Annotated in this window: 24 protein-coding genes and 1 tRNA gene; 13 read left to right on the top strand and 12 right to left on the bottom strand. The window is 65.0% G+C overall.

The annotated features are described in order from the left end of the window. Positions 1–1,290, top strand: coding sequence for a UbiH/UbiF/VisC/COQ6 family ubiquinone biosynthesis hydroxylase (locus ACQY4S_RS21510; protein ID WP_428487244.1), 1,290 nt, complete (start codon positions 1–3; stop codon positions 1,288–1,290). 270 nt (positions 1,291–1,560) lie between these two features. Here the strand turns inward: ACQY4S_RS21510 and ACQY4S_RS21505 are convergent, their stop codons facing one another. Beyond that, entirely contained in the window at positions 1,561–1,926 is a 366-nt protein-coding gene (locus ACQY4S_RS21505) for a helix-turn-helix domain-containing protein (RefSeq protein WP_428487243.1), read from the bottom strand. A 428-nt stretch (positions 1,927–2,354) separates the two neighbouring features. On the opposite strand from ACQY4S_RS21505, the gene ACQY4S_RS21500 reads away from it, so the two are divergent. Further along, positions 2,355–2,645 carry an AsnC family protein gene (locus ACQY4S_RS21500; RefSeq protein ID WP_428487242.1) on the top strand — a complete coding sequence of 97 codons (291 nt, stop codon included), beginning with the start codon at positions 2,355–2,357 and terminating at the stop codon, positions 2,643–2,645. A gap of 55 nt (positions 2,646–2,700) precedes the next feature. Further along, positions 2,701–3,252: a DUF6362 family protein gene (locus ACQY4S_RS21495; protein WP_428487241.1), complete on the top strand. Its 552-nt coding sequence runs from the start codon at positions 2,701–2,703 to the stop codon at positions 3,250–3,252. A gap of 67 nt (positions 3,253–3,319) precedes the next feature. Here ACQY4S_RS21495 and ACQY4S_RS21490 read toward each other — a convergent pair whose 3' ends face one another. Genes ACQY4S_RS21490 through aroQ form a run of 4 tightly spaced genes read right to left on the bottom strand, consistent with a single transcriptional unit; the run spans position 3,320 to position 6,142 of the window. Then, complete coding sequence (locus ACQY4S_RS21490; RefSeq protein ID WP_428487240.1) at positions 3,320–3,826, bottom strand: cupin domain-containing protein; 507 nt, start codon at positions 3,824–3,826, stop codon at positions 3,320–3,322. Positions 3,827–3,853: 27 nt separating this feature from the next. Beyond that, positions 3,854–5,194: an acetyl-CoA carboxylase biotin carboxylase subunit gene (gene accC / locus ACQY4S_RS21485; RefSeq protein ID WP_428487239.1), complete on the bottom strand. Its 1,341-nt coding sequence runs from the start codon at positions 5,192–5,194 to the stop codon at positions 3,854–3,856. 4 nt (positions 5,195–5,198) lie between these two features. Then, positions 5,199–5,684: an acetyl-CoA carboxylase biotin carboxyl carrier protein gene (locus ACQY4S_RS21480; RefSeq protein ID WP_428487238.1), complete on the bottom strand. Its 486-nt coding sequence runs from the start codon at positions 5,682–5,684 to the stop codon at positions 5,199–5,201. Further along, complete coding sequence (aroQ, locus tag ACQY4S_RS21475) at positions 5,681–6,142, bottom strand: type II 3-dehydroquinate dehydratase (RefSeq protein WP_428488471.1); 462 nt, start codon at positions 6,140–6,142, stop codon at positions 5,681–5,683. Before aroQ ends, ACQY4S_RS21480 begins: the two co-directional genes overlap by 4 nt. Positions 6,143–6,284: 142 nt before the next feature. Between aroQ and thiS the strand changes: the two genes are divergently transcribed. After that, positions 6,285–6,509: a sulfur carrier protein ThiS gene (gene thiS, locus ACQY4S_RS21470; protein ID WP_428487237.1), complete on the top strand. Its 225-nt coding sequence runs from the start codon at positions 6,285–6,287 to the stop codon at positions 6,507–6,509. Between the two features lie 3 nt (positions 6,510–6,512). Then, the gene (locus tag ACQY4S_RS21465; RefSeq protein WP_428487236.1) at positions 6,513–7,319 is read left to right on the top strand and encodes a thiazole synthase; all 807 of its coding nucleotides are present in this window, start codon (positions 6,513–6,515) and stop codon (positions 7,317–7,319) included. Positions 7,320–7,332: 13 nt separating this feature from the next. On the opposite strand, the gene ubiG is transcribed toward ACQY4S_RS21465, so the two are convergent. Beyond that, a complete protein-coding gene (gene ubiG, locus ACQY4S_RS21460; protein ID WP_428487235.1) occupies positions 7,333–8,085 on the bottom strand; it encodes a bifunctional 2-polyprenyl-6-hydroxyphenol methylase/3-demethylubiquinol 3-O-methyltransferase UbiG in 753 nt (250 codons plus the stop codon). Between the two features lie 62 nt (positions 8,086–8,147). On the opposite strand from ubiG, the gene ACQY4S_RS21455 reads away from it, so the two are divergent. From ACQY4S_RS21455 to ACQY4S_RS21425, 7 genes are all read left to right on the top strand, one after another. Then, the gene (locus ACQY4S_RS21455; protein ID WP_428487234.1) at positions 8,148–9,380 is read left to right on the top strand and encodes an aspartate kinase; all 1,233 of its coding nucleotides are present in this window, start codon (positions 8,148–8,150) and stop codon (positions 9,378–9,380) included. Beyond that, positions 9,370–10,416, top strand: coding sequence for an NAD(P)H-dependent flavin oxidoreductase (locus tag ACQY4S_RS21450; protein WP_428487233.1), 1,047 nt, complete (start codon positions 9,370–9,372; stop codon positions 10,414–10,416). The genes ACQY4S_RS21455 and ACQY4S_RS21450 overlap by 11 nt, the downstream gene beginning before the upstream one ends. A 69-nt stretch (positions 10,417–10,485) precedes the next feature. Continuing rightward, positions 10,486–11,601, top strand: coding sequence for a glycosyltransferase family 4 protein (locus tag ACQY4S_RS21445; RefSeq protein WP_428487232.1), 1,116 nt, complete (start codon positions 10,486–10,488; stop codon positions 11,599–11,601). 187 nt (positions 11,602–11,788) lie between these two features. Then, positions 11,789–12,574 (top strand): DUF4239 domain-containing protein, encoded by a 786-nt coding sequence (locus ACQY4S_RS21440; protein WP_428487231.1) that lies wholly within the window; start codon positions 11,789–11,791, stop codon positions 12,572–12,574. Between the two features lie 164 nt (positions 12,575–12,738). Continuing rightward, positions 12,739–13,728, top strand: coding sequence for a CobW family GTP-binding protein (locus tag ACQY4S_RS21435; protein WP_428487230.1), 990 nt, complete (start codon positions 12,739–12,741; stop codon positions 13,726–13,728). A gap of 7 nt (positions 13,729–13,735) precedes the next feature. Then, positions 13,736–14,782 (top strand): WD40 repeat domain-containing protein, encoded by a 1,047-nt coding sequence (locus tag ACQY4S_RS21430; protein WP_428487229.1) that lies wholly within the window; start codon positions 13,736–13,738, stop codon positions 14,780–14,782. Positions 14,783–14,913: 131 nt separating this feature from the next. Further along, positions 14,914–16,605 (top strand): methyl-accepting chemotaxis protein, encoded by a 1,692-nt coding sequence (locus tag ACQY4S_RS21425; RefSeq protein WP_428487228.1) that lies wholly within the window; start codon positions 14,914–14,916, stop codon positions 16,603–16,605. Positions 16,606–16,656: 51 nt separating this feature from the next. On the opposite strand, the gene ACQY4S_RS21420 is transcribed toward ACQY4S_RS21425, so the two are convergent. The 6 genes from ACQY4S_RS21420 to ACQY4S_RS21395 all read right to left on the bottom strand — a co-directional run bounded on the left by ACQY4S_RS21420 (position 16,657) and on the right by ACQY4S_RS21395 (position 20,490). Beyond that, the gene (locus ACQY4S_RS21420; protein ID WP_428487227.1) at positions 16,657–16,884 is read right to left on the bottom strand and encodes a hypothetical protein; all 228 of its coding nucleotides are present in this window, start codon (positions 16,882–16,884) and stop codon (positions 16,657–16,659) included. A 111-nt stretch (positions 16,885–16,995) separates the two neighbouring features. After that, a complete protein-coding gene (locus ACQY4S_RS21415; RefSeq protein ID WP_428487226.1) occupies positions 16,996–17,448 on the bottom strand; it encodes a type II toxin-antitoxin system VapC family toxin in 453 nt (150 codons plus the stop codon). Then, positions 17,408–17,665 carry a type II toxin-antitoxin system Phd/YefM family antitoxin gene (locus ACQY4S_RS21410; RefSeq protein WP_428487225.1) on the bottom strand — a complete coding sequence of 86 codons (258 nt, stop codon included), beginning with the start codon at positions 17,663–17,665 and terminating at the stop codon, positions 17,408–17,410. The genes ACQY4S_RS21415 and ACQY4S_RS21410 overlap by 41 nt, the downstream gene beginning before the upstream one ends. 65 nt (positions 17,666–17,730) lie before the next feature. Beyond that, positions 17,731–18,492 carry a short-chain dehydrogenase/reductase gene (locus ACQY4S_RS21405; RefSeq protein ID WP_428487224.1) on the bottom strand — a complete coding sequence of 254 codons (762 nt, stop codon included), beginning with the start codon at positions 18,490–18,492 and terminating at the stop codon, positions 17,731–17,733. A 79-nt stretch (positions 18,493–18,571) separates the two neighbouring features. Continuing rightward, the gene (locus ACQY4S_RS21400) at positions 18,572–19,288 is read right to left on the bottom strand and encodes a gamma-glutamyl-gamma-aminobutyrate hydrolase family protein (RefSeq protein ID WP_428487223.1); all 717 of its coding nucleotides are present in this window, start codon (positions 19,286–19,288) and stop codon (positions 18,572–18,574) included. Then, positions 19,285–20,490, bottom strand: a complete 1,206-nt coding sequence (locus ACQY4S_RS21395) for a multidrug effflux MFS transporter (RefSeq protein WP_428487222.1) — start codon at positions 20,488–20,490, stop codon at positions 19,285–19,287. Before ACQY4S_RS21395 ends, ACQY4S_RS21400 begins: the two co-directional genes overlap by 4 nt. Positions 20,491–20,629: 139 nt before the next feature. Here ACQY4S_RS21395 and ACQY4S_RS21390 point away from each other — a divergent pair. Further along, positions 20,630–20,715 (top strand) — tRNA-Tyr (locus ACQY4S_RS21390). The last annotated feature ends 117 nt before the right edge of the window (positions 20,716–20,832 follow it).

Raw genomic sequence — 20,832 nt, 5'->3', positions numbered from 1 at the left:
ATGCCGGAAGCTGACATGCCGGAAGCTGACATGACTGGAACGCTTTCTGTTCAGGTCTGCGTCGTCGGTGCCGGTCCGGTCGGCGGTACCCTGGCCTGCCGCCTGGCGAGCGCCGGGGTCAGCGTCGCCCTGATCGACCAGGCGGCACTGCCGCCGATGGAGCATCCCGCGTTCGACGGCAGGGCCTACGCGATTGCCGCCGGGTCGCGCGTCTTGCTGCAGCAGGCGCGATTGTGGAATGCCCTGCCAGTGCTGCCCAACCCGATCCGCGACATTCGCGTCAGCGATGGCCGCATTGGCCGTCGCGCCTCCCGCCTGCATCTGCATTTCGATCATCAACGCGCCGATCATGCGGAGGTCGGGGAGAGCGCCACGCCGTTCGGCTGGATGGTCGAGGCCCGCGCGCTGCGGCGGGCACTGAATGCGACCTTGCCCGATCGGGCAAACCTGCATGTCTTCGCCCCGGCCCGGGCGATGGTGGAACGGTCGGCGGACGCCGTGCTGGTGCGGCTGGCCGACGGCGCGACGATCCGCGGCCAGCTTGTGGTCGCCGCCGAGGGCCGAAACTCTCCGCTGCGCGAACAGGCCGGCATCCCGGTCACCCGTGTGCCCTATGACCAGACCGGGATTGTCTGCGCCGTCGCGCATGAGCGGCCGCATCACGACACCGCGCTGGAGCATTTTCTGCCGGCCGGTCCGTTCGCCGCGCTGCCGATGGCTCCCAGTCCGGACGCCGAACCGGGTGGCTGCGCCCATGTTTCCGCGATCGTCTGGACCGAGGAGAGCCAGGGCGCGAAGACCATCCTCGCACTCGACGACACAAGGTTCACGCGGGAGGTCGGGCGCCGCCTGGGCGACCATCTGGGGGCGATCCATGGCATCGGCCGGCGCTGGAGCTATCCGTTGGCCGCGATGGTCGCGCACCGCTATATCGATACGCGGCTGGCGCTGGCGGGTGACTCGGCCCACGGCATTCATCCCATCGCCGGGCAGGGGCTCAACCTGGGCTTTCGCGACGCCATCGTCTTGTCCGAGATGATCATCGAAGCCGACCGTGCTGGCCAGGATGTCGGTGGAGCGGCGCTGCTGGCGCGCTACCAGCGCGAACGCCAGTCAGACAACCTGCTGATGCTGGCGATGACCGATCGGCTGGATCGACTGTTCAGCACGGACAACAGGCTGCTGCGGCAGGCGCGCGATGTCGGCATTGCCGCGGTAGACCGCTCCGGACCCTTGAAGCGAATGTTCATGCGTCAGGCGATGGGCGTGAGCAGGGGTAGCCGGGGCTGACGGAAGCGGCAACAGCCGAGGTCGTTCTTCTTCAATCAGGCGGTGCGCGTTGGTCATGCCGACGGAGGGTCGGCACCAACAGCTTTCTTATGCGGATACAAATGCATGAATGGCGGACCCCGCGCCCGTCACGGGGGAGGGAATATCGGCGGCTAAAGCGCGATTGGTTTAGGTTGACCTACGAATCGCGCTTTACCTCATTGTTAGATTGCGTAATTCACGCCTTCTGACTGGGTCAGCCTCAGGCGATCACGCTCTAATTCCGCCGCCTCAGTCGGTGCCTGTCGCGGTATCCCGACTGGTATCCCGGCGGGCCAGCCGCCTTGCGGTGCGCAGCAGCATCTGACGATCTTCCGGGTCGCATTCCCGATAGAGGCGGAGCATGGCGAGTTCATCGCCCTGACGAACCTCGGCTGGCGCGCGCTTGTCGTCGCCGTACATCAGGTATTCCACATTCACCTCCAGCGCCGCGGCAATGCGGGAGAGGTTGCCGGTCACTTGACCCGTGCGGCCGGTTTCCCATTGCGCCACCGCGCTGCGTGAGACGCCGACCTGATCGGCAAGCTGGTCCTGGGTCAAGCCGCGATCAATGCGCATCGCGCGGACGCGGGTCCCGATATCATGCGGCGTGCTCATGACCGTTAGTATAACTATCTTGCGCTAACAGCGCCAGAAAAATTCGCGGGTGCTTTCCAATGTCGGGTCGCGGCCGGTTGTCCGCGTCCTTCGAGTGGGCTCCGGCAGCAGGTCCGGTAGAGTACGCGGGCTTCCGAGGTTACGGACCTGACGCCGTGAATGGATGAACGTCGCAAGTAGTCAAGCGATCGGACGGTCGCCGCTGTCAGGCACGGTCACCCTGCTCACGACGACGATGAAGCAGCGCCGATTCAGCCAACTTCTGGCCAACTGCATGATCCGCTACTGGCGGACCCGGCGAGGGTTCTGATCGAGCCAACCCTGCCAAAGAAACTTTTCCTCTGCATGGGTGTTATTTCCATTGACGTCTCCCGTTAGTTTCTCTAACTAATGCTTCGTTCGCTAATTGTTCTCTGTTGGAGGCGCCGATGCCTAGGAAGATCGTCTGGACCGAAGGACAGGATACGCAGATCAGGCGGCTGCGGACCGAAGGCGCGTCCTGGGACGTCATCGCTCAGGTGCTGGGGCTGGCCCGCTGTACGTTGATCGAGCGCGCCCGCATCCTGGGCGTCGAACAGCCGCCGGCGCATGCCGCCGCCGCACTCGACGAGTCCGATCGCGCGCCGCTGCCGGCCGGCCACGCCGAAAGCTGGGCGGCGATCAATCGCGGCACGTCGCTGGAAGACGCGCGATTTCAGACGCCCGACGCCATCCGCTGACGTCCACCCCGGCCACGCCTCATTTGGCTCGTTACGACCGATAAAGGACACCATCATGACGATCTCGCGCGCCACCACGGCCTCGGCTGGCTCTGCCATCCAATCCAACTCCGCCATCGGGAGCCATACGGGAACCACTATCGGGACTGCCGCAAGGAGCCGGCGGGCGGTTCGCCCGGTGATGACGAACGGCTACGACATCGACGCCGATTTCGTCATCTATCGTCTGGAAGAAGCCGGTGCGACGCTGCTGGCCCTGCCGGGCACGGGCTACTCGACCAGGCTGCGCACCTCGTCACTGGAGATCGTGCGAACCGCGCTGGAAGCCTACGGCTGGTCCGACGCGCGCATCCGGCCGGCGGTTCCCTCGGCCGAGAAGATCACCCGCATGGATGAGGCCATGAGCTGGATTCCGCTGATCCCGCTGGACCGCTACGTGCTGCGCCGCGTGGTCGGCGCACGGAGCCTGGTGCATCCGATCACCGACCGCCATCTGTTTCCGTGGCGCCGGCTGGGAAAGGCGCTGGGCGCCGACCACAAGGCGATCCAGCGCTGGCATGGCCAGGGCGTCGCGGCCATCGTCAAGGCGTTGAAGGCGGCGGCCTAAAGCCTGCTGCATAAACCCCTGGCGCCTGAAGCCCTGTTGCCGGAGGCGCCGGCGGTGTGAATGCTGCTCAGGGCTGCTTGTGGATGGCATCGACCCAATAGACCGCCTCGGGCTTCTCGACCGGTTCGATGTCTAGGTTGACCACGACGGCTTCGTTGTCGCTGCGGACGAGCACGCATTCCAGCGTCTCGTTCGTGCTGGCATTGATCTCCTGGTGCGGGACATAAGGCGGCACAAAGATGAAGTCGCCGGGTTCGGCCTCGGCGACGAATTCCAGCTTTTCGCCCCAGCGCATCCGCGCCTTGCCGCGCACCACGTAGATCACGCTTTCCAGCGCGCCATGATGATGCACCCCGGTCTTGGCGTTGGCATGGATGTTGACCGTGCCGGCCCAGATCTTCCGCGCCCCGACCCGGGCGGCATTGATCGCCGCGGCGCGGTTCATGCCGGGGGTCTGCGCAGTGTTGCTGTCGAGCTGATCGCTCTTGATGACCCGCACCCCGTTGAGCCGCCAGTCGACGGTTCCCGCGGCGGGTGCTTCATCGTGAAAAGGGTGATCATGGCTGTGGCTCATGGGAATGGTCTCCGCGGAAAAGACGGCTTAGTTGCCGGCGACGAACTGTTCCAACCAGTGGATCGTATAGTCTCCCGCCTGGAACGCCTTGTCGTCGACGATCCGGCGATGCAGCGGGATGGTCGTCTGGATACCCAGCACCGCGAACTCGTCCAGGGCCCGCCGCAGCCGGTTGATCGCGTCCGGCCGGGTGGGCGCGTGGACGATCAGCTTCGCCACCATGCTGTCGTAGTAGGGTGGCACGAAATACCCGGCATACAGCGCCGAATCCACCCGCACGCCCAACCCGCCCGGTGCGTGGAACGCGGTCACCCGGCCCGGCGTCGGCATGAATGTCGTGGGGTCCTCCGCCGTGATCCGGCACTCGATCGCGTGGCCGGTGAAACTGATGTCGCGCTGCTCGTAACCCAGGCGCGCCCCCTCGGCGATACGGATCTGCTCGCGGACCAGGTCGATGCCGCACAGCATTTCCGTTACCGGATGCTCGACCTGCAGGCGCGTGTTCATCTCGATGAAGGCGAACTGGCCGTCCTGATACAGGAACTCCAGCGTGCCGGCGTTGCGGTAGCCCAGCTTGCGCAGCGCGGCCGTCGCCGTTTCACCCAACGTATCGCGCTGGGCCGGCGTGATGGCCGGCGATCCGGCTTCCTCCAGCAGCTTCTGGTGCCGGCGTTGCAGGCTGCAGTCACGCTCGCCGAAATGCACCACCTGACCGTAATTGTCGGCGAGAACCTGCAACTCGATGTGCCGGGGCCGATCGAGATATTTCTCCATGTAGACGGCATCGTTGCCGAACGCGGCGCGCGCTTCGGTGCGTGCCAGGCGGAATGCGTCCTCCAGTTCGGCTGGCTCGCGGGCGACCTTCATGCCCCGGCCGCCGCCGCCGGCCGCGGCCTTGATCAGGACCGGATAGCCGATGCGGGCGGCAATTGGGCGCGCGGCCGCCAGATCCATGACCGCGCCCGGCGACCCGGGCACCAGCGGCACGCCCAGCGAGGCCATGGCCGCCTTCGCCGCGATCTTGTCGCCCATCATGCCGATATGCGACGGCGAAGGTCCGATGAAGGCCATGCCATGCGCCTCCACCATCTCGGCGAAGCCGGCGTTCTCCGACAGGAACCCGTAACCGGGATGGATCGCCTCCGCCCCGGTGATCGCCGCCGCCGACAGGATCGCCGGAATGTTCAGGTAGCTGTCCTTGGCGGCCGGCGGCCCGATGCAGACGCTTTCGTCGGACAGCCGCACATGCATGGCTTCGGCGTCCGCCGTGGAGTGCACCGCGACCGTGGCAATGCCAAGGTCGCGGCAGGCGCGCTGGATGCGAAGTGCGATCTCGCCACGATTGGCAATCAGGATTTTGCGGAACAACGGCTTATTCCAGGATGATCAGCACTTCGCCATATTCCACCGGCGCACTGTTCTGCACCAGGATGGCGGCGACCGTCCCGGCCTTCGGCGCCTTGATCTGGTTGAAGGTCTTCATCGCCTCGATCAGCAGCAGGGTCTGGCCGGCCACGACGGCCTGGCCCAGCGTCACGAAAGGCGGCGCGCCAGGCTCGGGCATCAGATAGGCGACGCCGACCATCGGACTGGTCACCGCGCCGGGATGCGATGCCACATCCGGCACGGGCACAGCGGAAACCAGCGAGGACTGCCCAGGGGAGATGCCAGGGGAGATCCCAGGCGACGTTGTGGGCGGCGTGGCGGTGGCCATCATCGGGGCAGCGGCCAGGACCCCACCCCGCACCAGGCGAATACGGCTGTCCTTTTCGGCGATCTCAATCTCGCTCAGGCCGGTTTCGACCAGTACCGCGGCCAGTGCCCGGATCGCGTCGGGGTCGATGGGAATACGAGTCAACGATTTTCCTCCAGAATGTCGGCCATCGCCTGCAGAGCCATGGCATAGCCGCGGACACCAAGCCCGCAGATCACGCCGACCGCGACCATCGAGACATAGGATTGCTGCCGAAACGCCTCTCGCCGATGGATATTGCTGATATGCACCTCGATGACCGGCAGTTCGGTTGCCAGCAAGGCATCCAGTAGCGCGATTGACGTTGTTGTATACCCGGCCGGGTTGATCACAATCCCCGCTGCTTTGCCGCGGCATTCCTGCACCCAGGTAATCAATTCCCCTTCACTGTTGGTCTGGCGGAAATCAATGGCGAGACTGGCCTGCTCCGCCGCCTCGGCGCACAGCGTCTCGACGTCATCCAACGTCGCATGCCCATAGATATGCGGCTGACGCAGGCCTAGCATGTTGATGTTTGGACCGTTCAGAACCGCGATCAATGGCGTGGGAGCGGAATGCGGCATGATCTGCGCCCGTAGCACAGCGGGTGCGCCCACGTCCAATCCCCCCTTGGGGGCGATGCGCGGCGCGATCTGGAGCAGTCCCCTGGGGCAATCCTTCAGCTCCGACATTGCCGCCAGCCGTCGGCCGCACCATAGTGACGGCATGCACAGCTCCGTAACCCTGACATTGAACGGTGAGAGCCGCGTGTTTGAAGGGGCCGCCGACGGTCCGCTGTCGGTGACCGCCCTGCTGGTGGCGCTCGGCCTTGACACAAGCAAGGTTGCGGTCGAGCGCAACGAGGAGATCGTGCCGCGGTCGCGCTACACCGAAACGTGGCTCGCCAGCGGTGATGCGCTGGAGATCGTGCATTTCATCGGTGGAGGCTGAGATATGGACGGATCATACCCTGCCCAGGACATCTGGGCCGAAGACACCTGGACAGTGGCGGGCCGAACCTTCCGGTCGCGGCTGATCGTCGGTACCGGCCGCTACAAGGATCTGGAGGAGACCGGGCGAGCGATCGAGGCCAGCGGCGCTGAGATCGTCACCGTGGCACTGCGGCGCGTGAACCTGTCGGATTCCAAGGTGCCGATGCTGCAGGATTACGTTGATCCAAAAAAGTACACCTACCTGCCGAACACCGCCGGCTGCTTCACCGCCAACGAGGCTGTCCGCACCTTGCGCCTGGCGCGCGAGGCGGGCGGCTGGAACCTGGTGAAGCTGGAGGTGCTTGGGCCGCCGCCGCTGCTGTATCCGGATATGCAGGGCACCTTCCAGGCGGCCGAGGCGCTGATCAAGGACGGCTTCGAGGTCATGGTCTACTGCGCCGACGATCCGCTGGCGGCGAAGCGGCTGCAGGACATGGGATGCGTCGCGATCATGCCGCTGGGGGCGCCGATCGGCTCTGGGCTCGGCATTCAGAACCCGGCGATGCTCAGCATGATGATGGAACAGGTCACCGTGCCGTTCCTGGTTGATGCCGGCGTCGGCACCGCGTCCGACGCGGCGATCGCCATGGAACTGGGCTGTCACGCGGTGCTGCTGAATTCCGCGATCGCCCACGCGCGAGACCCGGTGCGCATGGCGAGGGCGATGAAGCTGGCGGTGGAGGCCGGGCGACTGGCGCATCTGGCCGGACGCATGCCGCGGCGGATGGGCGCCGATCCGTCGAGTCCGCTGACCGGACTGATCAGGTAACGGTGTCCTAACCCTATCTGATACCCGCCATCATGTAGTTGACCTTCATATCGTGCCCGGTCCGCCACTGTCCGGTCAGCGGATCAGCCAGCAATCCCGTGGTCCGCGCCACCCGCAGCCCTGCCGTCCGCATCATGCGCGCCAGTTCAGCCGGCGTGATGAACGCCTTCCAGTCGTGCGTCCCCACCGGCAGCATCCGCAGCAGGTATTCAGCGCCGATCTTCGCCGTGATCCAGGATCGCGGCGTCCGGTTCAAGGTGGACATGATCAGCACGCCGCCTGGTTCAAGCAACCCCGCCAGGACACGCACGAAGGCGGCAGGGTCAGGCACGTGTTCGATCACCTCCAGGGCGGTGATGGCAGGAAAGCGCAGGCCCTCGGCGATCAGGTCCTCGGCCGTGCAGGCACGATAGGTCAGCCGTAGCGCCGGCCCCTCGGGTTGCTGGCCTTTGGCCTGCTCTCCCTTGGCCAGCGCCGCGTCCGCGTGCGCCGCCTTGGAATGCGCCTTGGCTGCTTCGATGGCCTCGCCGGCGGCATCGATGCCAAGGACGTCGTAGCCATGTTCGGCCAACGCCTCAGCCGCCAGACCGGCGCCGCAGCCGACATCTAGCACGCGGGTCGGGCCGCCGATGACCGACCGGATCCAGCCGATCCGCGCCGGGTTCATCTGGTGCAGCGGCTTCATCGGCCCGCGCGGATCCCACCAGCGCGACGCCAGTCGGTCGAACTTGGCAATCTCCGCCGCCGAGACCGTCCCATTCGTCATGGTTGCTCCTGTCGCCGCCGATCCAGTATGTGTGCGCCCGCACTGCAATCTGGCAACCGTTCATGGCCCGCATCGTGATGAAATTTGGCGGCACCTCCGTCGCCGACCTCGACCGTATCCGCAACGTCGCTAGACGCGTGCAGCGGGAGGTCGCGCATGGCAACCAGGTCGCCGTCGTCGTCTCCGCCATGTCCGGCGTCACTAACCAGCTTGTCAGATGGTGCACCGAGCTGTCGCCGATGCACGATGCGCGCGAGTACGACGCCGTGGTCGCCACCGGTGAACAGGTCACGTCGGGCCTGCTCGCCATCGCGCTGCAGGACCTCGGCGTGGAGGCGAGGTCCTGGCAGGGTTGGCAGATCCCGCTGCGCACCGACACCGCGCACGGCAAGGCGCGCATCCAGAATATCGAGGGCGGCGAACTGATCCGCCGCATGCGGGCCGGTCAGGTGGCCGTGGTCGCCGGCTTCCAGGGGCTCGCCGTCGACAACCGGATCACAACGCTCGGCCGTGGCGGTTCCGATACCTCGGCGGTCGCGCTGGCTGCCGCCCTCAAAGCGGATCGCTGCGATATCTACACCGACGTCGACGGCGTCTACACCACCGATCCGCGCATCGTGCCAAGGGCGAAGAAACTCGCGAAGATCGCCTACGAGGAGATGCTGGAACTCGCGTCGGTCGGGACCAAGGTGCTGCAGACCCGTAGCGTGGAACTGGCGATGAACGAAAGCGTCCGGGTGCGGGTGCTATCCAGTTTTCAGGATACCCCGATCGACGAGAACACCGGAACCCTGGTGGTGGATGAGGACGAGATCGTGGAAAAAGAGACTGTCTCCGGTATCGCCTATTCGCGCGACGAGGCGAAGATCACCGTACGCCGCGTGCCGGACCGGCCGGGCATCGCCGCCTCGATCTTCGGCGCGCTGTCGGAGCAGAACGTCAACGTGGACATGATCGTGCAGAACATCTCCGCCGATGGCACCACGGACATGACGTTCACCGTGGGCAAGGCGGATCTGCCGCGTGCCCGCACCGCTTTGGCCGGCCTGCGCACGTTGATCAACTACGGCGAGATGCTGGAAGATCCGGATGTCGCCAAGGTCAGCGTCGTCGGCGTCGGCATGCGCAGCCACGCCGGCGTCGCCAGCACGATGTTCAGCGCGCTGGCCGACAAGGCGATCAACATCCAGGTGATCTCCACCAGCGAGATCAAGGTCAGCGTGCTGATCGCGGCCGAGTATACCGAGCTTGCTGTCCGTGCACTGCATACGGCGTATGGTCTCGATGCCGTCTGACACCACAACGGCCAGCGTGGGAGACACCGCCCGCGCCGGCCTCGATCGCCTGTGGTCGCGCGGGACGGCGTTCCTGGGGTGCCCGATCGCCATCATGGGCGGCGCCATGAGCTGGGTGAGCGAGAAGCATCTGGTTGCCGCGATTTCCAACGCTGGCGGCTTTGGCGTCATCGCCTGTGGCGCCATGACGCCGGATCTGCTGGCCGAGCAGATCGCCGGCGCGCAGGCGCTGACCGACAAGCCGTTCGGTGTCAATCTGATTACCATGCATCCGCAGCTTGACGACCTGATCCGGGTGACGCTGGCGGCACAGGTGGGTCACATCGTGCTGGCCGGCGGCATCCCGCCAGGCACTGCCGTGCGGGCGGTGAAGGATGGCGGTGCGAAGCTGATCGCCTTCACGCCGGCGTTGTCGCTGGCCCGGCGCCTCGTCCGCTCCGGCGCCGACGCCATCGTCATCGAGGGGTCCGAGGCCGGCGGCCATATCGGGCCGGTCTCGCTGACCGTTCTGGCGCAGGAGATCCTGCCGCATCTGAAGGAGGTGCCGGTGTTTGTCGCCGGCGGCCTTGGCCGGGGCGAGGCGATCCTGTCGTACCTGGAGATGGGCGCCTCTGGCGTTCAGCTTGGCACGATGTTCGCCGCCGCGGTGGAATCCATCGCCCACGCCAATTTCAAGAAGGCGTTCATCCGGGCCAGCGCGCGCGATGCGATGCCATCGGTCGAACTGGACCCGCGCCTGCCGGTGATCCCGGTGCGCGGCCTGGTCAACCAGGGCACCAGAAAGTTCCTGGAGCATCAGGCGGAGACGCGGGACAGGCTGGTTGCCGGCGAACTGACGAAGGATGCAGCCCAGCTTGTCGTCGAGCGCTTCTGGGCCGGGGCGCTGCGGCGTGCGGTGATCGAGGGTGACGTCGAAACCGGATCGGTCATGGCCGGCCAGTCGGTTGGCATGGTCACCGAGGAGAAGCCGGTCGCGGCGATCATCCAGATGCTTGTCGACCAGGCGGTCGGTGCTCTGTCAGCCCGCGCCGGCTGAAAAGCGGCATACGACGACGCAAGGGCCGCCGATAGCGTGGTCATCAGACCCCCTGTATAGCCGGGCGCCATGTCGTCAGTCATTCCTAGTGTCGCCGTCGTACTGCCGCCGCGTGAAGGATTTGGCCCCGGCCGCGCCGGCGCGATCGGCCTGCTGGTACGCCGGCTGGTACAGACCCCCGGTTTCGACACCGTCGTCTTCGGCGGCCGGCAGGACGGGCCGGTCTTCCCCGGCATCAGGTTCCAATCGATTGGCCCATCCGTCTGGACGCTGGGCAACACCAACATCCGCTACGCCGCCGCCGTCGGCGACGCGCTAAAGGCGTTGAAACCCGCACTGGTCGAGGTGCACAACCGTCCCGAGATTGCCCTAGCGCTGGCATCCCGCCTCAACAGCATCCCGGTGACGGCGGTCATCCACAACGATCCTCAAGCCATGCGCGAAGCCAACAGCCCGCTTCAGCGCACCGTCCTGCTCGGCCGACTTGCCCGGGTGGTCACCAACTCGGAGTACCTTCGCCGGCGCCTGATGGATGGCGTCAACGCCCCAACCCGGCTGCCCGTCGTGCTGCCCAACTGCCTGGATTTCACGGAGCTTCCACCCCAGGGAAATCGAGAAAAGCTGATCCTGTTCGCGGGTCGCGTTGTTGCCGACAAGGCGCCCGATGTCTTCGTCACCGCCTGCGCCGCGGCCTTGCCTGACCTTCCCGGTTGGCGGGCGGAGATCATCGGCGCCGATCGCTTCAGCCGCGGCAGTCCCGACACGGCTTTTATTAAAATGGTTCGTGCTCTGGCTGAAAGCGCCGGTGTCCGCATGCTGGGGTATCGCGACCATCCCGAGGTGCTGGCTGCCATGGCGCGCGCCGCCATCGTCGTGGTGCCGAGCCGCTGGGCGGAGCCGTTTGGGCTGGTTGCGCTGGAGGCCTTGGCGAGTGGCGCGGCGTTGATCTGCTCCCGCCGCGGCGCCCTGCCGGAGGTCGCCGGAGACGCCGCTGTCTACGCCGATCCGGACCATTCGGCGGAGATCGCCGCTGCCATCGGCATGCTTGCCCACGACGAGAGCCGTCGCACTGCCATGGCCGCGGCCGGCCGGCAGCGCGCGCGCCAGTTTGACGTCGCCGTTGTTGTCCAAAAGCTCGCAGCCTTACGCCGCGATGTCCTGAATGTTGCTGCCAGACGAGATTAACGCAGCGGGAGTGCCAGCGGGAGTGGTAGCCGCGGCAGTAGTGGCAATGCTAGTACGGTGTAGCCGAACCCGACAAGGGCAGTATCATTCGGGTATTCCTCATGATGTTCTAGCCTGTTTGCCTGATGCTTGCGAATAGTCCCAAATTGGCTTCCGCCTCCGCACCGGACAGAAGCAGGTAAGCCCGATGTTCTTGACCACGCAGCCCTTGTGGCTATCCGGTGTTCTTCTGGTTGGTCTTACAACGTCCATTGCAATGCTTGGACCCATTATCGTCCGACGCCGCGTGAGCTTGCAGAAGTTGAGCACGAACAATGAGGTTGCAGGTTTTAAGTTTGCAACTGTCGGCGTGCTTTACGCCGTGCTACTCGCCTTTGTGGTTATCGTCGTATGGGAAAAATTCAGCGATGCTGAGACGGGCGTCGCGCGGGAGGCCGGCGCGGCGACGACGATATACCGGCTGGCGAACGGGATTGCAGCCGAACCAGGGGATGCGCTGAGGACAGGCGTGACGCGCTATCTGGAAGCGGCGATCGCCAAAGATTGGCCAGCAATGGAGCAGGGCAAGGGAAGCCTGGTGGTGACCCAGGCGCTGAACGACCTCTATTCCGAGCTTTTGTCATACAACCCTTCTGATCGTCGCGGCGCGGCCATTTTTACCGAGATTCTTCATCAGCTTGATCTCGTCACTGAAGCGCGGCGGGCACGGCTTGTCATGGCCGCGGGTATTGTGCCGGGAATCGTTTGGATGGTCCTTTTTGGCGGGGCGTTCGTCACCATAGGCTTCACGTTCTTCTTTGGAACAGTAAACCTCCGTGCTCAGTCCATGATGACTGGAGCACTGTCATTGCTGATTTTCTCCGGCCTGCTGATTATCATCGCTATCGACCATCCGTTCGCGGGGTCGGTGAAGGTGGGGTCAGAAGCTCTCTCCGCCGTGGTGGAGGACTTTGACCAAGGGCCGCATCATTGATCGGCACGTCCGGAGGACAGCCGTTGGGGTAGCGGATGCCGGCGGCGAAGGGGGCGCTGGTTAACCGCGCGCGCCACACCTATATTGCTGGCCCGAAGACAGCTAGTGGCGGCCCAGGCGGGCACCTCTGGCCCGACGACCAAGCCCTGTGGGAGCATATCATCATGGCTGACACCACCAACGCGGCGCCCAGCATCCAAGTGCCGGTGACGGTGCTGACCGGCTATCTGGGGGCCGGCAAGACGACGCTGCTAAACCGCATCCTCACTGAACAACACGGCCGCAAATACGCTGTCGTCATAAACGAATTCGGCGAGCTTGGAGTCGACAACGACCTTGTCGTGGACACCGACGAGGAAGTCTTCGAGATGAACAACGGCTGCATCTGCTGCACCGTGCGCGGCGACCTGATCCGCATCGTCGGCGGGCTGATGAAGCGGCGTGACAAGTTCGACGGCATCATCATCGAGACCACTGGCCTGGCGAACCCCGCCCCGGTGGCGCAGACCTTCTTCGTCGACGACACGGTGAAGGCGAAAACCCGGCTGGATGCGATCGTCACCGTGGTGGACGCCAAGTATCTGCCGGCGCGCCTGGCCGACAGTCACGAGGCGGCCGATCAGATCGCCTTCGCCGATGTCATCGTGCTGAACAAGACGGATCTGGTCACACCGGCGGAACTGGCGGCGGTGGAAGCGACGATCCGCTCGATCAATCGCTTCGCCGTCATTCATCGGACCGAGCGTGCCGCCCTGCCGATCGAGCAGGTGCTGAACCGTGGCGCCTTCGACCTGGAACGCATCCTGGCGCTGCACCCGGATTTCCTCAGCGGCGATGATGAGCACGAGCATAACGAGGACGTCGCCTCCATGAGCTTTGAGGTGGAGAAGCCGATCGATCCGGAGAAGTTCAACGCCTGGATCGGCGTGCTGCTGCAGGACAAGGGCCAGGATCTGCTGCGGACCAAGGGCATTCTAAGCTATGCCAGTGAGGATCGCCGCTTCGCCTTCCAGGCGGTGCACATGATTGCCGATGGTGATTTCATCGGGCCATGGAAGGACGGCGATCCGCGCGTTAGCCGTCTGGTGTTCATCGGCCGCAACCTGAACCGGCCGCAGTTGCGGCGCGGGTTCGAGAGTTGCGTGATGGATTGAACCGGCGATGAGTCAAGCTGCCAGGGCCAGCTTTCTTCTGGAAACCCGTGGCGTGTCGCGGCATTTGGGCGCCTTCGTCGTTGCGGCGCGCGTCGCGCGTGACGGACGCGTCGCGGCGTTCGCGCTGGGTGATGGAACCGTGCGAATCGTCCGTCTGTCCGACCTTTCGGACTGGTCCGGCGCTGCTATGCATGACGGCGCGATCCTGGATTTCGCGGCTGATGCGGTCGGCGATGGGTTTGTCTCCGGTGGCGATGACGGCGCGCTGCGTCGGGTTGCCGCGGATGGCGTGGTGTCGGACATCGGCAGTTTCGGCATGAAGTGGGTGGAGCATGTCGCGGTCTGGCCGCTGGACAAGACGCGCGGCCTGATTGCCGCCAGCGCCGGAAAACTGGTGAAGCTGTTCGACCAGTCGGGCCAGGTGCTAAAGGAACTGACGCATCCGTCTTCCGTCACCGGGCTGATGTTCGACGGCAAGGGCAAGCGGATCGGCGCATCGCACTATAACGGCGCCTCGCTCTGGTTCGTCGCGGCGAAAACCGACACGCCCCGCAAGCTGGAGTGGAAGGGTAGCCACACCGGCATCATCCTTCATCCGGAAGGCGAGGCCGTGGTCACCGCCATGCAGGAAAATGCCTTGCACGGCTGGAAGCTGCCAGACGGCCAGCACATGCGCATGAGCGGCTATCCCGCGAAGACCGCCAGCCTGTCGTTTACCCGCAATGGCCGATGGCTGGCCAGCAGCGGGGCCGACGCGATGGTGCTGTGGCCGTTCTTCGGCGGCGGCCCAATGGGCAAGGCACCGGTCGAACTGGCCGGCGGTGACGGGATCATCTGCCAGCAGGTCGCCTGCCACCCGAAGGATGAAATCGTCGCCGGCGGCTTCGCCGATGGGCTTGTCGTGGTGGCTGATATCGCGTCCTCGCGTATTCTGCCGGTGGTGCCGCCAGATCATGGGCCGATCTCGACGCTGGCCTGGAGTGCGGACGGCATCACGCTGTTGATTGGCACGGAAACCGGGTTTGCCGCGATAGTGGACTTTTCCAAGCGTTAAGGTTCAATTCATTATTGCACAGAAATTGTCCAGTCCCGGCAAATCAGGTGCTTGGTTGTTTTGCTACGGAAATATGTAGACTTCGTCTGACCCTGGCCTTATCTTCGCTGCTTTGGCGAGGGACTCATTTGATGCAACGGATTCTGACTTTGTTCACCCTGACGCGGCGGCTGTATGTTCTTATTGGCCTGTTCGCCATCGGATTGGCGACCGTAGGGGGACTCGCACTACGGGCGCAATGGCAGGGGATGCGGGCCGAACGGCTCGCCGAACTTGGATCGTTGACCGAAATCGCGGTCGACACTGTTGAACGTATTCGCCATGTCGCTTCCGACGACCATATGACCGAGGCAGATGCGAAAGTCCGCGCGCTGGCGGCACTTGCCGCATTGCGCTACGGCGAGAGTGGTTATTTTAGCGTTACGAATGACCAGTCGATCGTGCAGATGCATCCAAACCCCGCGATCGTTGGCACGAATAGCGCGAAAACGCCTGATGCCAATGGCTTCAGCTTTGTTCAGGATGTCATGCCGCGCGCCGCGCGGGACGGGCATGCGACTGTCGAATACGTGTATCCACGCCCAGGACAGACGGCGCCGCTGGCAAAGATCGCCGACTATCGCTTCTACAAGCCGTGGGGCTGGTTCATCCAGACCGGTGTCTACCTTGATGACCTTGATGCCGCGTTCTGGGCATCCGCGCGGCAGGAATGTGCAATCGCGCTATGCATCCTGGGTGTATTGCTGGCTGCGTCCTGGGGCGCCATCCGTTCCATCGTGCGTCCACTGGGCGGTTTGCGGCGGACCATGGAAAGCCTTGCCGGCGGCGACATCCAGGTCGCGGTTCCGCAGATCGTTTCAAACGACGAGATTGGCGCGATGGCCCGCACGGTCGCGGTGTTCCGGGACACCATGCAGGAAGTGCATCGCCTGCGTGGCGAACAGGAGGAGATGAAGACCTCGTCTGAGCGCAGCCGTAAGGACACGCTGAACCGTCTCGCCGGTGAGTTCGAGACGCGGCTGGGCTCCTTGGCCGAGGCGCTCCGCACCGCTTCCGGCGAACTCGAGGCAACCGCGAAGACGATGACGACGACGGCCGAACGGGCCACCGGTCAGGCGCGGGTCGTGGCGGGCGCGTCGGGTGAGGCGAGTTCCGGCGTGCAGACCATGGCGGCGGCGGCCGAGGAGCTTGCGGCCAGCATTGGCGCGATCAATCAGCAGGTCACGGAGAGTGCTCGGATGACCAACGAAACCGCCGAGGAGGCGCAGCGGACGAACGGCATCGTGCAGGTTCTGGCCCAGTCCGCGCAACGGATTGGCGATGTGGTCGGGCTGATCACCGGGATTGCCGGCCAGACTAACCTGCTCGCGCTGAACGCGACGATCGAGGCCGCGCGCGCCGGCGACGCGGGCAAGGGCTTCGCGGTGGTGGCGTCCGAGGTCAAGAACCTGGCCAGCCAGACCGCCAAGGCGACCGAGGAAATCGGCACCCAGATCACGCAGATCCAGGAGGCGACTCACCAGGTGGTGCTTGCGATCGAGGGGATTGTCAGCCGCGTCGACCGCGCCAACCGGATTTCCGGGTCAATTGCCTTGGCGATCGAGGAGCAGGGCGGCGCGACGGCGGAGATTGCCCGTCATGTCCAGCAGACCGCGGCCAGCACGCAGGAGGTAACGTCGACGATCGCCGACGTCAGCCGCGCGACGACTGAAACCGGGACGGCTGCCGCCCAGGTGCTGGGCGCTGCCGGCGGACTATCGCGGCAGGCGGAACTGATCTCGTCCGAAGTGCACAGCTTTGCCCGCAGTGTTCGTGCGGCCTGATCGCAGCGGCACAATGCGGCGTTGGACTTCATCGAATGATCAGGCGCGCGGTCATAGGTATCGGCCGCGCTCCATGATTTCGAGCGTGTATTCGCGGTAGGTCATCCCAAGCGCTTCCGCCCTGGCGAGTCGGCGAAGCGCGATCTCGCGCGGCGGCGTCTTCCACGCGGCGCGGTGGGATTTGCGCCAGCAGAAGGCGCGCCATCCGGCGGTGGCCGGATCAGGCTCATCCGACTCGAGCGGCGGCCCTTGGTTGTGTCCGAGAAGAGGTGCTTTCATGAGCCATGCTGGACTGTCTGGTGGCAAGCGTCGGCCGATTTCGGTCGCGATTCTAAACATCACACTGAACCTGCCAGAGACTGGCGGGTTCGAACAGACCTGGCATTGAAGTCAGCGCGACAAGAACGGGTTCAGGATCTCCACCTGGAACGGCTTGAAGTCCTTGACATTTCGCGTCACGACAATCAGCCGGTGGACGACCGCGACAGCGGCTACCATGCCATCCTCCAGCAGATAATCGGATTTGCCGACCATCAGCCGAGCCCAGGCGCGCATGACGCGGGCATCCAGGGAAAGAACGTTCCATATGCCGGCCACCTGATCGATCCAGGACTCAATCTCCGCCGCCTTCTCGTGGTCTTGCGCGCGGGTCGCTTCCACACCGGCCTGCAGTTCCCCAAGCGTCATCGCGGACAGGTACAGGGTGTCGGCCGGCACGCCCCGCAACCAGTCAACGACGGCTGGATGCGGCCGGCGCTTGCGCAGTTCGGAGATGACGTTGGTGTCGAGCAGATACACAAGTTCAGCTAAATGCTTCCGGCACGCGGCGGCGGCGGCGGCCACGGGCGGGAATGTCCAGATCGCCGCGCGCCGTATCTGACAGCAGCAGATCCTTCAGCGTGGGCTGACTGGCGGCCTGCAGCTTGCGCCACTGGCCGATCGGCACCAGAACCGCGGCCTCGGTGCCGCGGCGGGAGACGATCTGTGGACCATCTTCCAGGCAGGTATCAAGGAATTCACTGAAGCGCGATTTCGCTTCCTGCACTGGCCAAGTCTGCATATGAGCCTCCTGCTCATTGGTTAGACTAGTCAGATAACTGGTCAGACAGAAGATTGCAAGAGGTTTCAGCCACCGCCATCGATGGTCAGCACGGTGCCGGTGGTGTAGCCCGACGCCGGACTGGCCAGGAACGCCACAGCATTGCCAATCTCTCGCGGACTTGCCGCTCGGCCGAACGGCATGCTGGTGGTCAGTTCCCGCCACTTTTCCGCGTCGCCGAACTTCTGCTGTGCTTCGGCCTTGCGGAGCATGACCAGCCGGTCGGTTTCCACCGGGCCAGGGTTGATCGCCACCACCCGCAGCCCGTCGGCCGGCGCGCCTTTGCCCAGCGCACGCGAGAACGCCATCAAGGAGGCATTACCCGCCGCGCCGGCAATGTAGTTGGTGGGGAATTTCTCTCCGGCGGCGCCGACGACGTTGATGATCACACCCGTGCGGCGGGCCTTCATCCGCGCGTAGATCACGCGGCAGAACGAGATATAGCCGAATACCTTGAGGTCCCAGGCCTGACGCCATCTGGCATCGTCGATCGACAGCACATCGCCCGGCGGGATCGCCCCGGCGTTGTTTACCAGGATGTCCAGCTCTCCGGCTTCCTGCGCGACGCGCCGCACCGATGCGTCGCTGGACAGGTCGGCGGCGATGGTACGGACGTTCACCTGTCGCTTGGCGCGGATCGCCGCCGCGGCTTCATCCAGCAGCGCCGCGTCGCGGGCCACCAGAATGAGGTTGCAGCCTTCCTCGGCGAGAACCTCGGCGGACGCCCGTCCGATGCCCTTGGAGCCGCCGGTGATCAGTACCGTCTTGCCTGCGAGTTGAAGGTCCATTGTTGTCCCGCCTTGTCTGATGGACGTTTGTACCGCCTGAAAGCATACTTCACCCGCCGTGGCGATTCAGCCCGTGCGGTCACGATCTTGATCCGCAGGCATCACCGAAGGCGCGAAAAATCGCAAGGCTGTCGTGGTTGTCGGCAAACCGCCACTCCGGATGCCATTGCAGGCCGAGCAGGAAACCGCGTGCCGCCGGCATCGAGACGGCCTCGATCGTGCCATCGGGTGCGATGGCTTCCACCACCAGCCCCTGTGCCAGACGGTCGATCGCCTGGCCGTGCAGCGAGTTCACGGTAATGCTGTCATTGCCCAGGATCCGCGCGAGCTGGCCGGTGACCGCGATCTCGTGCTTGGGGCCGTAGCGGCGCTCAAGCGAGCCGTCACCACCACGATGGTCCATTCTGCCGGGCCGCGCATGAACGCGCTGGATCAAGCTGCCGCCCAGCGCGACGTTTAGCTCCTGGATCCCTCGGCAGATCGCCAAAACGGGGATGCCGCGGGCGATCGCGGCGCGAATAAGCGGCAGGGTGGTGTGGTCGCGCTCCATGTCATGGAAGTCGGGCGTTTCGCTGTCGCCGCCGGCGTAGTGGCTGGGATGAACGTTGCTCGGGCTGCCGGGAACCAGCAGGCCATGGATATGGTCGAGCAGGCCGAGCTGGATCTCGCCCAGGGGTGGGATGAGGACCGGCAGGGCGCCGATGCCGCCCATGACGGCTTCGGCGTAGCGCGCCGGCGTGTGGTGGAACGGCATGTCGTTGATGCGCTTGGCGCAGGCGGGAATGCCGACGATCATGGATGGAGGCTCCCGCCGCGCGGCCGGAACCGGTCGGCGACGACCGCGCCGAGCATGCCGCAGAACATCATCGCCGCCATGCCGCGGGGCGTGCCATCGGTCAGGAACCCGACCAGCAGGCCGGAGCTGGCGCCGAGGCTGAACTGAAACGTTCCCATCAGGGCGGCGGCGCTGCCGGCATGACCGCCCTGATGCGACAGTGCCCCTGCGTTGGTGTTGGCGTTGGCGAACCCCTGGCAGCCGACCACGACCACCAGCGGTGCCACGATCAGCGGCAGAACATGGACTCCGCTGAACGCTAGCACCAGCAGCACGATTGTCCCGCCCAGCGAGATCCATGCCACCGCCGTCAGCATGGCGGACAGCCCGAACCGCGGCAGCAGCCTCGCATTCAACTGCGAGCAGATCACCAGGCTGATCGCGCACAGGCCGAAGACCAGCGCGAAGCCATTAGGGCTGAGGCCGAAACCATCCTCGAACACTGGGGAGCAGCCGGATAGGTAGGCGAACATGCAGAACGTGCTGCAGCCGCCCATGATGGCATGGGTGAGAAACGTCCTCTCGCGCAGGATGATGGCATAGCGCTGGAGCTGGGCGGCGGGGCCGAGGCGGGTCCGCCGCTCCGGCGGCAAGGTCTCCGGCAGGACGCGCCAGCCGGTGACGACGCAGGCGGTGCCGTAGACCGCCAGTATCCAGAAGATGACCCGCCAGTGGGCGAAGATCAGGATGGCGCCGCCGATGCTGGGGGCGAGGATGGGGGAGATGCCCATGACCAGGATCAAGCGGGACATCATGATGGCGGCGTCCTGTCCGGCGGCGAGATCGCGCACCACGGCGCGGGCGATGACCATGCCGGCGGAGGCGCCGAATGCGCCGGCGGCCCGGAAGATGGCCAGCCAAGTCAGCGTTGGGGCAAGCGCGCAGCCGATGGAACACAGGGTGAAGATCGCGAATCCTGCCATCAGGGGTCGTCTTCGACCGAAGCGGTCGGACAGGCTGCCCTGGGTGATCTGGCCAACGGCAAGGCCGGCGAACCAGGTGGCGAGGGTGAGTTGCGCGGTGCCGGGCGCGGTGCCGAAGGAAGCCTCCACCGCCGGGAAGGCCGGTAGGTACATGTCGGTGGCGGCGGGGCCGACGGCGATGAACAGGCCGAGGAGGGAGGGCAGCCAGGTGGGGTGTCGGGTAGCGACGAGGGTGCTCATCCGGGTGGGGCTTGCAGTTGGGTGTGGATGGGCGTCGTCCCCGGCGGTTGGTTTTGTCGCAGGTGGCGGGAAAAGGCGGTCTGGGTCAAGTGCGTTGACAGGGACAGGGGTTTGGCTTTAGTGCGCGCTTCCCGGTTCCGGAGGGGTGCCCGAGTGGCTAAAGGGGGCGGACTGTAAATCCGCTGGCGTGCGCCTACGTTGGTTCGAATCCAACCCCCTCCACCAGAAAGCCTTGGACCTCCGCCGATTACAGCGCCAAAATCCGCAGAAAACGGCCATCCCTGTCGCTCCGATTGTGCTTGACTATGCGCCCGTGTGCGCCCATATCCCACTATGTTTTGT

It is taken from the genome of Rhodopila sp. (assembly GCF_965276935.1).
GTDB lineage: Bacteria > Pseudomonadota > Alphaproteobacteria > Acetobacterales > Acetobacteraceae > Rhodopila.
This window is presented reverse-complemented; position numbering and strand designations above follow the sequence as displayed.

What these genes read in the sequence shown, in the direction of transcription:
- ACQY4S_RS21510 (WP_428487244.1), top strand. Translation starts at nt 1, where the DNA reads ATGCCGGAAGCTGACATGCCGGAAGCTGACATGACTGGAACGCTTTCT.
- ACQY4S_RS21505 (WP_428487243.1), bottom strand. Translation starts at nt 1,926, where the DNA reads ATGAGCACGCCGCATGATATCGGGACCCGCGTCCGCGCGATGCGCATT.
- ACQY4S_RS21500 (WP_428487242.1), top strand. Translation starts at nt 2,355, where the DNA reads ATGCCTAGGAAGATCGTCTGGACCGAAGGACAGGATACGCAGATCAGG.
- ACQY4S_RS21495 (WP_428487241.1), top strand. Translation starts at nt 2,701, where the DNA reads ATGACGATCTCGCGCGCCACCACGGCCTCGGCTGGCTCTGCCATCCAA.
- ACQY4S_RS21490 (WP_428487240.1), bottom strand. Translation starts at nt 3,826, where the DNA reads ATGAGCCACAGCCATGATCACCCTTTTCACGATGAAGCACCCGCCGCG.
- aroQ (WP_428488471.1), bottom strand. Translation starts at nt 6,142, where the DNA reads ATGCCGCATTCCGCTCCCACGCCATTGATCGCGGTTCTGAACGGTCCA.
- thiS (WP_428487237.1), top strand. Translation starts at nt 6,285, where the DNA reads ATGCACAGCTCCGTAACCCTGACATTGAACGGTGAGAGCCGCGTGTTT.
- ACQY4S_RS21465 (WP_428487236.1), top strand. Translation starts at nt 6,513, where the DNA reads ATGGACGGATCATACCCTGCCCAGGACATCTGGGCCGAAGACACCTGG.
- ubiG (WP_428487235.1), bottom strand. Translation starts at nt 8,085, where the DNA reads ATGACGAATGGGACGGTCTCGGCGGCGGAGATTGCCAAGTTCGACCGA.
- ACQY4S_RS21455 (WP_428487234.1), top strand. Translation starts at nt 8,148, where the DNA reads ATGGCCCGCATCGTGATGAAATTTGGCGGCACCTCCGTCGCCGACCTC.
- ACQY4S_RS21450 (WP_428487233.1), top strand. Translation starts at nt 9,370, where the DNA reads ATGCCGTCTGACACCACAACGGCCAGCGTGGGAGACACCGCCCGCGCC.
- ACQY4S_RS21445 (WP_428487232.1), top strand. Translation starts at nt 10,486, where the DNA reads ATGTCGTCAGTCATTCCTAGTGTCGCCGTCGTACTGCCGCCGCGTGAA.
- ACQY4S_RS21440 (WP_428487231.1), top strand. Translation starts at nt 11,789, where the DNA reads ATGTTCTTGACCACGCAGCCCTTGTGGCTATCCGGTGTTCTTCTGGTT.
- ACQY4S_RS21435 (WP_428487230.1), top strand. Translation starts at nt 12,739, where the DNA reads ATGGCTGACACCACCAACGCGGCGCCCAGCATCCAAGTGCCGGTGACG.
- ACQY4S_RS21430 (WP_428487229.1), top strand. Translation starts at nt 13,736, where the DNA reads ATGAGTCAAGCTGCCAGGGCCAGCTTTCTTCTGGAAACCCGTGGCGTG.
- ACQY4S_RS21425 (WP_428487228.1), top strand. Translation starts at nt 14,914, where the DNA reads ATGCAACGGATTCTGACTTTGTTCACCCTGACGCGGCGGCTGTATGTT.
- ACQY4S_RS21420 (WP_428487227.1), bottom strand. Translation starts at nt 16,884, where the DNA reads ATGAAAGCACCTCTTCTCGGACACAACCAAGGGCCGCCGCTCGAGTCG.
- ACQY4S_RS21410 (WP_428487225.1), bottom strand. Translation starts at nt 17,665, where the DNA reads ATGCAGACTTGGCCAGTGCAGGAAGCGAAATCGCGCTTCAGTGAATTC.
- ACQY4S_RS21405 (WP_428487224.1), bottom strand. Translation starts at nt 18,492, where the DNA reads ATGGACCTTCAACTCGCAGGCAAGACGGTACTGATCACCGGCGGCTCC.
- ACQY4S_RS21400 (WP_428487223.1), bottom strand. Translation starts at nt 19,288, where the DNA reads ATGATCGTCGGCATTCCCGCCTGCGCCAAGCGCATCAACGACATGCCG.
- ACQY4S_RS21395 (WP_428487222.1), bottom strand. Translation starts at nt 20,490, where the DNA reads ATGAGCACCCTCGTCGCTACCCGACACCCCACCTGGCTGCCCTCCCTC.